This window comes from Streptomyces sp. Je 1-4 4N24, from assembly GCF_026239515.1.
GTDB lineage: Bacteria > Actinomycetota > Actinomycetes > Streptomycetales > Streptomycetaceae > Streptomyces > Streptomyces nigrescens.
The window spans coordinates 501107-513689 of the sequence record NZ_CP110836.1 but is presented as its reverse complement, the minus strand read 5'-3'; the positions used below and the strand labels follow the sequence as shown (position 1 = coordinate 513689).

Below are 12583 nucleotides of genomic sequence, written 5' to 3'. Positions count from 1 at the left end.
GGGCCGCGCCGAGGCGAGCCGTGCACGTGTCCGTGACCGTCCGCTTGAAATTCTGCTTGACGATTCCTGTTTCCGATGTCAGACGGGCACGCCACCCCTTCGCCCACTGCCTCCCCTTCATGGGCGGGCGACGGATGTGGCCCGTTACCCACCCCAGGAGCATTGCGAATGACAGAGCTGAAGAAACCGGACGAGGTAGCGCTTCGTCCGTATTACAAGGCGCACTATCACTTCCAGTTCCTCAGCGCCGCCTTCCGGTTCGGACTCTTCGACATACTGGAGAAGGAGCCGGGAACAACCCTCACCGGCATATCCGAACGGCTGGGACTCGAACAGCAGCCGACTCGCATCCTGCTCCTGGGCTGCACGGCCACGGGCCTGGTACGCAAGGAAGGGGACGGCTACCACAACACCCCGCTCACCCAGCCGCTCGGGGAGCGCCCCGACCATGTGCCGGCCACCTACATCCCCTGGGAGACGCACGGCATCTACCGTGCCATCAGCTGGTTCTACGAGTCGCTGCAGGAGAACTCCAACGTCGGCCTGCAGCGCGAGATCCCCGGCACTGCGCCCACGCTCTATGGCCGGCTGGCGGAGAACCCGGAACTGGAGTCCACCTTCCACACCATGATGAGCGCGGTGACCCAGCTCGTTGCCGAGGAGGTCGCCACCGAGCTCGACCTGTCGGAGTACCGGCACCTCCTCGATGTCGGTGGCGGCGCCGCGATGAACGCGGTGCATTTGGCGCAGGCATGGCCCGATCTGGAGATCACGATCGGCGACCTGCCGTCGATCGCCCCCCAGGCGAACGACAGGGTCGCAGCACAGGGCCTGAGCCACCGGGTACGCGCGGTCAGCCTCGACGCCTTCCACGACGAGTTCCCCGTCGGCCATGACGCGGTGTTCTTCGCGCACTTCCTCGAGATCTGGTCCTCCGACCGCATCCGCGCGCTGCTGGCGAAGGCGTCCCGCGCGCTCCCTCCCGGCGGCGGTGTCTTCGTGGTGACTCCCTACCAACACGACGACGAAACCGGACCGGAGCGCTCGGCCTACCTATCCGCGTACTTCCACACGATCGCTTCCGGCGAGGGCATGGTGTACACGCCGAAAGAGTACGAGCAGTGGTTCGACGAGGCGGGAATCGAGCCCGCCAAGCCGGTGCTGCTCGGCCCGGACACCGTGGTGATCCGCGGCCGGAAGCGCTAGCAGAGCCCCGGCGTCCGCGGGGCCGACCTGCCGGCGGTCAACAACGTCGTCCCCTCGAAGGCCGGAGCGCCGGGGCGGGCCCGTGGCGGGCTCGCCCCGACGCTCGCGTCATACCGTCCAGGCCGGGAGATCCCTGATGGTGACGACACACGCGGTGCAGATCCAGCCGGGGCCCTGGGAGACCAGCAGGACGTGGTCGCCCGGGCCGGCCTCTCCCGTGCGGACCAGGTGCTCCAGCGTGAGGAAGACATCCGCACCGCCGATATGACCGACGCCCCTGCCGAAGTCGAAGGACGACTTCGACATGGGCAACCCGAGCGGCGCCATGACCGAGTACTCGATCATCCGGCCGTCCGTATGAATCGGCACGACCTTGGCGAGATCGGATGCGTTCAGGTCGGCGTCGACCAGGGCCCGGTGGATGATGCCCAGGTTGAAGACGCTCAGTTTCTCCAGCGTCTCCGACAGCGACAGCTCGGTCTCGGCGAACTGTTCCGCCCGCTCCGCCATGTCTGCCATCGAGCCGGGCTCCCCGCGCAGCACCATTGGGCCGTCGCCGCGGTGCCACTTCTCCAGTGCGGGCAGCAGCCCGGCGTGCAGCGACCGCACCTCGGCGAAACCCTCCTCCGCGCTGAGCAGCGCGGCGGCGCCCCCGTCTCCGAGGAAGTACGACTGGCCGTAGCCCGTCCACCGGTCGATGTCCGGGGAGGAGAAGTTCTCCCCCGTCGTCAGCAGCACGGCCTCCGTCTGCGCGGCGCCGGTCAGCTGGCCGATGGCCACCTCCAAGGTGCCCAGCATGCCGTTGCAGCCCTGCTGGAGGTAGAGCGCGGAGACACCGTCCAGGCCCAGCTCCCGCTGGATGTACCCGGGCGGATAGGAGCCCGCGGGCCCTTGGTAGAAGACCGCGCTGTGGAGATGCGACGCTATCTCGTCGCGATCGAGCTTCGCACGCTCCAGGGCGGTCCGGGCAGCTGACACCGCGAGGTCGACGGCCGGCACGTCACCGGACACATGGGTTCCGGTGAGTCCGTTCGCCGCCGTCACCTCCGGGCCGAGGAGGCCGTCGGCCACCGCCTGGTCCGCGCTCACCCACTCGTGCAGAGCGACTCCCAGTGAGTTGATGTGGACGTTCTCTACCCTCATGCGGGATGTCTCCGTTTCCGTCCGGCACCGGTGCCGGGCTCAGGCGAGCAGCTGTTCCTTGATGTGCTGGGCCAGTTCGACGGGTGTTGTGAACTCGAAGGCCACGCCGGGCGGCAGGGTGAGCTTGGTGGCGCGGTTCAGGGCGTTGCGGAGCGTGAGTGAGGTCAGGGAGTCGAAGCCGAGCCCGTTCAGTTCCGCCGTCGCGGTCACCGAGTCCGCGGACGAGTGCCCCAACACGGCGGCGATCTGCTCCCGCACGAGATCGGTCAGCGTCGTGTCGCGTTCCGCGGCGGTCATCGAAGCCAGCAGGTGCCGCAATTCCGATGCCTGCGCCGGGGTGTCCTGCGCCGCCCGGCGGGCCGGGGCCGGCAGCAGGGAACGGAGCAGCGCAGGTGCCTCCCCGGCCCTGGCCCGCTCGTGCAGCACACCGAAGTCCAGCCGGGCCGCGATGGTGAGCCCGTGCCCCAGCCCGCGCGCCGCGTCGAACAGCTGGAGGCCGTGCGCCGGGGGGAGTTCCCCCACTCCCGGCAGTGCCAGTCGTGCCGTGCCCGCGGTGACCAGGTCGCGACCACCCCAGATGCCCCAGGCGATCGACGTCGCGGGGACTCCCTGGGAGCGTGCCTCGTAGGCGAACGTGTCGAGAAAGGCGTTGGCCGCCGCGTAGTTGCCCTGTGCCGCGCCGCCGAAGACGCCCGCGACCGACGAGAACATGACGAACGCCGACAGGTCCGCGTCCCGCGTCGCCTCCCGCAGCGCGAGCACCGCGTCCACCTTGGGCCGAAGCACCGCGCTCAGCCGGTCGGGCGTCAGGGACGGAAGGACACCGTCGTCGAGCATGCCGGCGGTGTGCACCACGGCCCGGAGCGGGCGGTCGGCCGGGAGACCCGCCAGCAGTTCCCCCAATGCCTGATGATCCGTCACATCACAGTCGGCCATGCTCACCCGGGCGCCCAACGCGGCCAGCTCCTCCTGGAGTTCGGCCGCGCCCGGCGCGCCGGGACCCTGCCGGCTCATCAGCAGCAAGTTCCGTACGCCGTGTTCCACGACCAGGTGACGGGCGACCGCGGTTCCCAGCATGCCGGTACCGCCGGTGACCAGCACCGTGCCCTCGACGCCATCGGGAAGCACCGTCGCACCGACATCGCTCCCGGGGGAGCGGCGGACCAGTCGCGGCACCCGTACCGCTCGCTTGCGCAGGGCCCATTGCGGCTCGCCGGAACCCACGGCCTTCAGCAGCGCACGCCAGGCCGGCTTGCCGCCGTCCGTATCCACCAGCAGGAAGCGGCCGGGGAATTCGGTCTGCGCCGAGCGCACCAGTCCCCACACCGCGGCGGCCGTGAGGTCGAGCCGACCGCTCACCCCGCCGCCGTCCCAGGCGGGCACCGCACCCCGGGTGAGGAACACCAGCCGGGACCGGTCGAACGCGGGCGTCGTCACCCAGGACCGTGCCCACTCCAGCGCCCGGCGCGTGGTGTCGTGGACGGCGCCCGCGAGCTCCGCACCGGTCCGCTCCACGGACGCGTCGGACGCGCAGGTCACCACCACCACCTCGGGCGCACCGGAGGAGTCGCCGACGGCCGCGGCCAGCGCCTCGGGATCGGGATATGCCTCGGCGTACTGGCCCGCCGACATCAGCCCCGAGCGCACCCCCAGTGCGTCCTCGCCGACGACCGCCCACTTCGCGGGCACCTCGCCGGCTACCGACGCGAGGTCCCTGTCGGTCCACTCCACGCCGAACAGCCCGTCCTGCTGGGCGGCGCCCGCCGTCCGGACTCCGCTGCGGGAAACCGCCCGCGGTGTCAGGGACTCCACCGTCAGCACCGGAGCTCCGGTGGCATCCGCCGCCCGTACCGAGAAGGAGCCGTCGGGGAGCGGGCTGATGTGCACCCGCAGTACACAGGCGCCGGAGGCATGCAGGGAAACGCCCTGCCAGGCCCCTGTCCGCCACGGCCCCGCGGGCTCTTGCAGCACGCCGTCGATCCGCAGTGGCTCCAGCGCCGCGTCGGCCAGGACCGGGTGCAGTCCGAACTCCGCTGCCTCCGGCCGCAGCCGCTCGGGCAGGGCGACCTCCGCGAAGAGCTCGTCACCGCGTCGCCACACGGCGTGCGTGACCGACGCGAAGTCACCACGGCCGTCCGCCGCTTCCTGGCCGTACGGCACTTCTTCGGCCTCGGCAGGGGGCCACGCCGCCAGGTCCCAACAGGGTGCCGAACCCTCCTCGGCCAGCGATCCCGTCGCATGGCACGTCCACGGCCGTCCGACGCCGTCGTCGCCCCGCCGTGAGTGCACGGACACCGGACGCCTCCCCGTCTCCCCGGGCTCACCGACCGTGACCCGGAGCTGGACGGCCCCGGACTCCGGCAGCACCAGGGGGCTCTGCACCATCAGCTCCGCCAGCTTCCCGAAGCCCACCTGGTCACCGGCCCTGACGGCCAGTTCGACCAGCACCGGATCGGGCGCCAGCGGGGCACCGCCGACGTCGCACCGGGCGAGCCAGCCGTACGCAGCCGTCGAGAGCCGTCCCGTGAACAACACCGTGTCAGAGTCGGGGAGTTCGACGGCTGCCCGCAGAAGCGGGTGCTCCGCGCGCACTGCGCCGATGCCCGAGTCACCGCGGGGCCCCCCGGGGGCCGCCTTCAGCCAGTGGTGGTGGCCTTGGAAGGGGTAGGTGGGGAGGTCGGGGTGGGGCGGGGCCGTGGTGGGGGCGTGGAGGGGGATGCCGTGGGTGTAGGCGGTGGCGGTGGCGGTGAGCAGGTCGTGGTGGGTGGCGTGGTTGCGGTGGAGGGTGGGGAGGACGGCGTGTGGGGTGGTGTGGGGGAGGTTTTGTTGGAGTGTTTGTTGGAGGGGGAGGGTGAGGACGGGGTGGGGGCTGATTTCGAGGAAGGTGTGGTGGTTGTCGGCGAGGAGGGTTTTGGCGGCGGTGTGGAAGTCGACGGTGTGGCGGAGGTTTTGGTACCAGTACTCGGCGTCGAGCTCGGTGCCTTGGAGGTGGGTGCCGGTGAGGGAGGAGTAGTAGGGGATGGTGGCGGGGTGTGGGGTGATGGGTGCGAGGTCGTGGAGGAGTTTGTCGTGGAGTTGCTCCATTTGGGGTGAGTGGGAGGCGTAGTCGACGGGGATGCGGCGGGCGCGGATGCGGTGTTGGTCGCAGTGGTGTTGGAGTTGGTCGAGGGCGTGGGGTGTGCCGGAGATGACGGTGTGGGTGGGGCTGTTGACGGCAGCGATGTGGGCGTCGAGGTGGAGGGTGTTGATGAGCTTGTGGGCGGTGTCGGGGTCGGTGGCCAGGGAGGTCATGGCGCCGTTTCCGGCGAGCGTGGTGAGGAGTTGGGAGCGGAGCGCGGTGATGCGGGCGGCGTCGTGGAGGGTGAGTGCGCCGGCGACGGTGGCGGCGGCGATTTCGCCTTGGGAGTGGCCGAGGACTGCGGCGGGCCGGATGCCGAGGGTTCGCCAGGTGGCGGCGAGGGCGACCATGACGGCCCAGAGGGCGGGTTGGACGACATCGACGCGGTCGAGGGTGGGCTGCTCGGGTGCGCTGTGGAGGACGCCGGTGAGTGACCAGTTGGTGTAGGGGGTGAGGGCTTGTTCGCAGGTGTGGAGGTGGTGGGCGAAGGTGTCGTTGGTGGCGAGGAGGTCGGTGGCCATGCCTTGCCATTGGGAGCCCTGTCCGGGGAAGACGAAGACGGGGTCGGTGAGGGCGGGGCCGGTGTGGGTGAGGGCGGGCCCGGTGAGGGTCGGTGTCTCGGGGAGGGCGCGTAGGGCGGTGGCCAGTTCGGTGTGGGTGGTGCCGATGATGGCTGCGCGGTGGTCGAAGACGGTTCGGGAGGCGAGGGTGCGGGTGAGGTGCGGGAGGGGGGTCCGGGGGTGTTGTTCGAGGAAGGTGGCCAGGCGTTCGCCTTGTGCGTGCAGTGCTTGTTGATCGCGGGCTGACAGGACCAGGGGCAGGACACCGGTATCGCCACCACCCCCGTCCAGCGGCAGCGTGCCGTCGTCCGTGTCCGCACCGTCCGGCACCGCCGCGGGCCCGTCCGGCGCCTCCTCCAGCACCAGATGGGCATTGGTCCCGCTGATGCCGAAGGCGGACACCCCGGCCCGGCGGCGTCCGTGCGCATCCGGCCAGGGCCCCTGCTCGGTGAGCAGTTCCACGGCGCCGGTGGTCCAGTCGACGTGGGGGGACGGCTCGTCGACGTGGAGGGTGCGGGGGAGGACGCCGTGGCGCATGGCCTGCACCATCTTGATCACTCCGGCCGCCCCGGCCGCGGCCTGGGTGTGTCCGATGTTCGACTTCACCGAACCCAGCCACAGTGGCCGGTCCTCCGGCCGGTCCTGGCCGTACGTCGCCAGCAGGGCCCGGGCCTCGATCGGGTCACCCAGCGTCGTCCCCGTCCCGTGCGCCTCGACCGCGTCGACGTCGGTGGCCGACAGACCGGCGTGGGCCAGGGCGGCGCGGATGACGCGCTGCTGGGCAAGGCCGTTCGGGGCGGTCAGACCGTTGGAGGCGCCGTCCTGATTGACCGCGGAACCGCGGATGACCGCCAGCACCGGGTGCCCGTTGCGCCGTGCGTCGGACAACCGCTCCAGCAGCATCAACCCCACGCCCTCGCCCCAGCCGGTGCCGTCCGCCGCCGCGGCGAACGGCTTGCACCGGCCGTCGGGGGCCATGGCGCGCTGCGTGCTGAACGCGGTGAAGGTACCCGGAGTCGCGATGACGGTCACACCGCCGGCCAGTGCCAGGGTGCACTCACCCTGCCGCAGCGACTGCGCCGCAAGGTGCAGGGCGACCAGGGAGGACGAGCACGCCGTGTCCACCGTAATTGCGGGACCCTGCAGTCCCAGGAAGTAGGACAACCGGCCCGAGACCACGCTGAGCGCGTTGCCCGTCAACAGCACGCCGTCCAGGCCCTCCGGCGCCTCGTGCAGCAGGGTGGAGCCGTACTCCTGCGCCAGCGCCCCGACGAACACACCGGTCGTGCTGCCCTTCAGGGACGTCGGCTCGACGCCCGCGCGTTCGAAGGTCTCCCAGGCCGTCTCCAGCAGCAGCCGCTGCTGCGGGTCCATCGCCGGCGCCTCCCTCGGAGAGATCCCGAAGAACGCCGCGTCGAACCGGCCTGCCTCGTCCAGGAACGCGCCCTCCCGCGCGTAGGAGGTACCGGGCTTGTCGGGGTCCGGGTCGTACAGCGCGTCCAGGTCCCAGCCCCGGTCGGAGGGGAAGCCGGTCACGGCGTCGGTCTCCGAGGCCACCAGGTCCCACAGCTCCTGCGGCGAGGTGACGCCTCCGGGATAGCGGCAGCCCATCGCGACGATGGCCACGGGCTCATCCGGAGCGGCGGGCCCGACATGCGCGGTGTCGTCGGCCGGTGGCGCGGTGTTCAGCAGTTCGCCCTCAAGATAGGAGGCCAGGGCGGTCGCCGTCGGATAGTCGTAGGCGATCGCGGCCGACAGCTGCCGACCGGTGGCGGCGGACAGCCGGTCGCGCAGGGCCACCGCGGCCAGCGAGGTGAAACCGAGCTCGTGCAGCGGCCGGTCCGCCGCCACCTCCTGGGCGGAGCCGAGCCCGAGGACCTCGGTGACGGCGGAGCGCACGAGGTCGAGCAGCCCCCGGCCGCCGACCGGGGCTCCGTCGTCCGCGGGGGCGAGCGCCGTGGCGGAGCCCTCCGGCGCGCTGATGCCGTCCGTGGAAGAGGGCGGGTCCGGACGGAGACCGACCGGGGGACGGACGCTGAGCAGGGCGCCGGGACGTTCCGCCAGGCGCCGACGGACGATCTTTCCCGCCGCGTTGCGGGGGATCTCGGCGACGCTGCGGAACTCGTCGGGCACCTTGAAATAGGACAGCTCCCGTCGGCAAGCCTCCAGGAGCGGCCCCGCGTCGATGCCTTCGGGCCCCGGGACGACATAAGCGACGGGCACTTCGCCGAGCACGTCGTGCGGCCGACCGGCCACCGCGGCGTCGTGCACTCCGGGCACCCGCGTCAGGACCTCTTCGATCTCCCGCGGATGGATGTTCTCGCCGCCTCGGATGATGAGTTCCCTGACCCGGCCGGTGAGGGTGAGGAAGCCCGCCGAGTCCTGGCGAGCGAGGTCTCCGGTGCGGTACCAGTCGCCGGAGAGCACCGCCCGGGTCTCCTCCGGCTGGTTGTGGTAGCCGAGCATGAGCGCCGGGCTGCTGACCCACACCTCGCCCTCTTCGCCCGCGGCGACCTCCGCGCCGGTCCGGGGATCCGTCAGCCGCACGGTGAGTCCGGGCACCGGCTGCCCGCAGGAGCCCGGCACCTTGGGGCCGCCCGGGACGTGCGTGGTGATCGCACCGCCGGTCTCGGTGCTTCCGTAGCTGTCGAGCAGACGGATGCCGAAGGTGTCCTCGAAGGCCTCGTGCAGACCGGCCGGGCAGGCCGAACCGGCCGCCAAACAGAATCGCAGGTACGGGAGTTCGGCACCTTTCTCCCGCCCGACCTCCAGCATGCGGTGGAACAGGGTCGGCACGGCCACCAGGAAGGTGGACCGGTCCTCCTGTGCTGCCCGCAGGATCTCGTCGGCCGCCGCGCCCACCATGAAGTGTGCCGTGGCGCCGACGGCCAGCACGCCCAGGAATCCGACGCTGTGGGACACGGCGTGGAACAACGGCATCGGCCACAGCACCCGGTCCTCCGGGCCCAGGCCGAACAGGGGCACGGTGCAGGACTCCGTGGCCCACAGCGAGGCCTGCTGCGTCGACACCACACCCTTGGGACGCCCCGTGGTGCCCGAGGTGTAGAGCATCCAGGCCGGCTCGTCCAGGCCGAGGTCGTCGCGCGCCGCGCTCTCCGGCTCGGTGAGCGCGAGCGTCTCGAACCGCACTGCTCCGTCCGGCACTTCGGGGGCCGCTCCGACCACCACGACGGTACCGGCCGACGCCGTCAGCCCGGTGACTTTGAGCACCTGCTCCGCCTGGGCGGCACCGCTGATGACCAGGACGGCCCCGCTGTCGTCGAGATGATGGGCGAACTCGGCATCCGTCGACTGCGGATCGAGCGGTACGCCGACGGCACCGGCCCGGGCCACGGCCGCGTAACTCTCCACCATCTCCACGCGGTTGCCCATCCGCAGCAGCACCCGGTCGCCGCGTGCCACTCCCAGGTCCGCGAGGTGTCCGGCCAGTTTGCGCGTGCGCTCTTCCAGGTCCCGGTAGGTCACCGACCGGTGTGCGTCCCGGAACGCGGTCTTCTCCGGAAAACGACGGGCGTTGCGTGAAAGCAGCTCATGCAGCGGCCGGATCAGCTCATTGCGCAACGTGTCACTCACGCTTCTCGGATTCCAATCACATGGGGAACGGAGACGCGGCACCGCTGACAACCAGGCGGAGCCGCTCCAGGCGCTGCGATCGCCGCTCGGGCCTGTGCACCCGAAAGTGCGGAAACCTGCCGGCGGGGGGCCAGTATGACCAGATCCCCTCTAGGGGAATCCCTCGCGATACCCACGGAGGCGGTGCGCGGTGCGGACCGGCGTCAGCCACGTCCAGCCCTAAGCACCGGTCTTGCGGAACACCCGTGCGCCGAGGAAGACCGAGACCGCGGCGAGTGCCGCCGCCATCAGGGCGCCGCGGATCATCGCGGTGCTGCCGTACTGGCCGAGGAATGCGGCCCGGACTGCTTCCACCAGGTAGCGCAGCGGCACGAACCGCGAGATCACGTCCAGCCATCGGGGTGCGAGCGCCATCGGCAGCAGGATGCCGGAGAGCAGCATGACCGGCAGGTTGACGGTGTTGATCACGGGAGCGAACCCTTCGGGGGACTCCAGCCGCATGGCCAGCGCATAGGACAGCGAAGCCAGCGCCACCGTGAGGACGGCGACGAACAGAAAGGCGATGAGGACACCGAGCACCGGGGCGCGCAGCCCCATCGTCACGCCCGCGAGCACCAGGAGCAGTGACTGGGCGAGCAACTTCACCACATCGCACAGCACCCGCCCCATCAGCAGCGCCAGCCGGCTGACCGGGGTGACCTGCATCCGCTCGATCACACCGTTCTGCTTCTCGATCAGAATGCTGAAGCCGGCGAAGGCCGCGCTGAACAAGCCGAGTTGCACCAGAAGTCCCGGCACCAGCGTCTGCCAGGCGTCACCGCCGGTACCGAGCGGTATCTGCGTCAGCAGTGGACCGAAGAAGAACAGCATGAGCAGTGGCATGAGGACGCCCACCACCAGGCTGATCTTGGCGCGCATCGTCTCCCGCAGATAGCGCCCGAAGATCAGGCGGGTGTCGGCGGCGAGGCCGGCCAGGCCGGAAGTCCTCTTTCTCGTCCTGGCCGCGTGGCGTCGGGACGTTACCTCCGTGGACTCGGATGCCGTCCTCACCGAGGACGTGGTGGGGGACGGGTGCGACACGTCAGCCTCCGTGGGGAGCGGGCGGTCAGACAGCGACCGGGACGTCGGGAGCGAGGGGGTGGTGGCCCGTGATGGCGAGGAAGGCTTCGCGGAGGCTGGCCGCCTCCGAGCCCGTGTAACGCAGTTTCAGATCCTGCGGGGTGCCCTCGGCGGCGACCCGGCCGCCGTCGACGATGACGAGCCGGTCGGAGAGGACGTCCGCCTCGTCGAGATAGTGCGTGGTCAGGAAGACCGTGGTGCCCTCGGTACGGATGCGCTGCACCAGATCCCATACGTCGGAGCGGCTTCCGGGGTCGAGCCCGGTCGTCGGCTCGTCGAGGAACAGCAGCGTGGGCCGGTGGGTCAGGCCCAGAGCGATGTCGAGGCGGCGGCGCTGGCCACCGGAGAGTGACCGGGTGGGCCGGTCGAGGAGATCGGCAAGATCGAGATCCTCGGCGAGTTCCCGGGCACGGTCCTTGGCCTCGGTCTTGCCGAGTCTGTACAGCCGGCCCTGGGTGACCAGTTCCTCCCGCACACTGATGGCCGGGTCGACCCCACTCGCCTGGGCGACATAGCCGATGCGCCTGCGCACCCCGCCCGGGTCGCCGGCCAGATCGTGCCCGGCGACGGTGGCACTCCCCCCGGTGGGGGGCAGCAACGTGGTGAGCATGCGCATCGTGGTGGTCTTGCCGGCGCCGTTGGGGCCGAGAAAGCCGAGGATCTCGCCTGCGGACACGGTGAGGTCGATGCCGCGCACCGCCTCGACCGGACCCTTCTTGGTCGTGAAGGTGCGGGCGAGCCCCTTGGCGTTGATGATCGGAGTCGTCATGGCGGCCTCCTGCCTAGCGGATGTGTGTCTCGTCCGGTGCCCCGCGCACCCCTGTGATCCCCCGGCCGCGGCCGTATCCCGACGGGGTCACCGGAAGCGGCGCGGGCTCCGGGGTCAGTCGGCGTTCCGGGCCGGGAGCGACTGATCCGCGGTCACGGTGTCCCACATGGCCCGCATCGACTCCCCGATGGTGAACCGGGGGTGCCAGCCGAGGAGTCGGGCCGCGCGGGAGATGTCGACCCGGACCCAGTCGGCACCCCTGCTGTGTACCTCACCCCGCTGCTCACGGACCGTCTCCGCCGGCAACCCGGCGGCCGTGACGAGCTCGTCCACCAGCTTCCGTACGCCCATCGCCTGGCCGCAGCCGATGTTGACCAGTGGGTCGGCGCGTGTGATCCGGGCCGCCCTGACCACGGCGTCCGCGGCGTCCCGGACATCGACGTAGTCTCGCTGGGCATCGGCGATGGTCAACTCGATGCCCGCGGCCACGTCGACACCGCGGAGCCGGACCGCCAGGGAACCGAAGAAGCTCTCCAGCGCGGGGTGCGGCCCAAGAGTGTTGGCCACCCGCAGAACCACGCCGTCGAGTGTGCCGTTCCGGACGGCGTCGAGGACCATCTGCGAGGCGGTGAGCTTCGTCGTGCCGTAGGGATTCGCCGGATCCGGCGTGACACCCTCGTGTATCGACGTGCCGAAGGGGACCGGGCCGTACTCGTGGATGGTGCCCAGGTGGACCAGCCGCGGAGGGAACTGCAGCAGCGACAGCGCGCCGATCAGCCGTTCCACCAACTGCACGTTGGTGTAGTGCAGTTCGTCCCCCCAGCCGAGGGTGGCATTGACCACTACGTCGATGTTCTCCTCGGCCAGCACCCGGGCGAGCTCCTCGCTCGTGCTGCCCGCGACATCGAGGGATCGGAACCGGTGGGCAGCGATACGCGGCGCATACCGCCGGGCGATCGCGATGACTTCGCTCCCCTCGGCCGTGAAGGCGGCACAGATGTGCCGGCCCATACACCCGGTGGCCCCCAGCACTGCGACACGGAAGGAACCAGGGGGCGGCATCAGGGGTGCCAC

6 protein-coding genes are annotated in these 12583 nt (G+C 70.8%); 1 reads left to right on the top strand and 5 read right to left on the bottom strand.

From position 1 onward, the window contains the following. Positions 1-168: 168 nt before the first annotated feature. Positions 169-1206, top strand: coding sequence for a methyltransferase (locus SLV14N_RS02325; RefSeq protein ID WP_208679490.1), 1038 nt, complete (start codon positions 169-171; stop codon positions 1204-1206). Positions 1207-1314: 108 nt separating this feature from the next. Here SLV14N_RS02325 and SLV14N_RS02320 read toward each other — a convergent pair whose 3' ends face one another. The 5 genes from SLV14N_RS02320 to SLV14N_RS02300 form a co-directional block, all read right to left on the bottom strand. Beyond that, complete coding sequence (locus SLV14N_RS02320) at positions 1315-2349, bottom strand: ketoacyl-ACP synthase III family protein (RefSeq protein ID WP_263267797.1); 1035 nt, start codon at positions 2347-2349, stop codon at positions 1315-1317. 39 nt (positions 2350-2388) lie between these two features. Beyond that, entirely contained in the window at positions 2389-9621 is a 7233-nt protein-coding gene (locus tag SLV14N_RS02315; RefSeq protein ID WP_263267796.1) for a type I polyketide synthase, read from the bottom strand. A 219-nt stretch (positions 9622-9840) separates the two neighbouring features. Beyond that, positions 9841-10596 (bottom strand): ABC transporter permease, encoded by a 756-nt coding sequence (locus SLV14N_RS02310; protein ID WP_208687647.1) that lies wholly within the window; start codon positions 10594-10596, stop codon positions 9841-9843. A gap of 130 nt (positions 10597-10726) precedes the next feature. Beyond that, positions 10727-11509, bottom strand: coding sequence for an ABC transporter ATP-binding protein (locus SLV14N_RS02305; RefSeq protein ID WP_263267795.1), 783 nt, complete (start codon positions 11507-11509; stop codon positions 10727-10729). 114 nt (positions 11510-11623) lie between these two features. Further along, the gene (locus SLV14N_RS02300; RefSeq protein WP_263267794.1) at positions 11624-12583 is read right to left on the bottom strand and encodes an NAD(P)-dependent oxidoreductase; all 960 of its coding nucleotides are present in this window, start codon (positions 12581-12583) and stop codon (positions 11624-11626) included.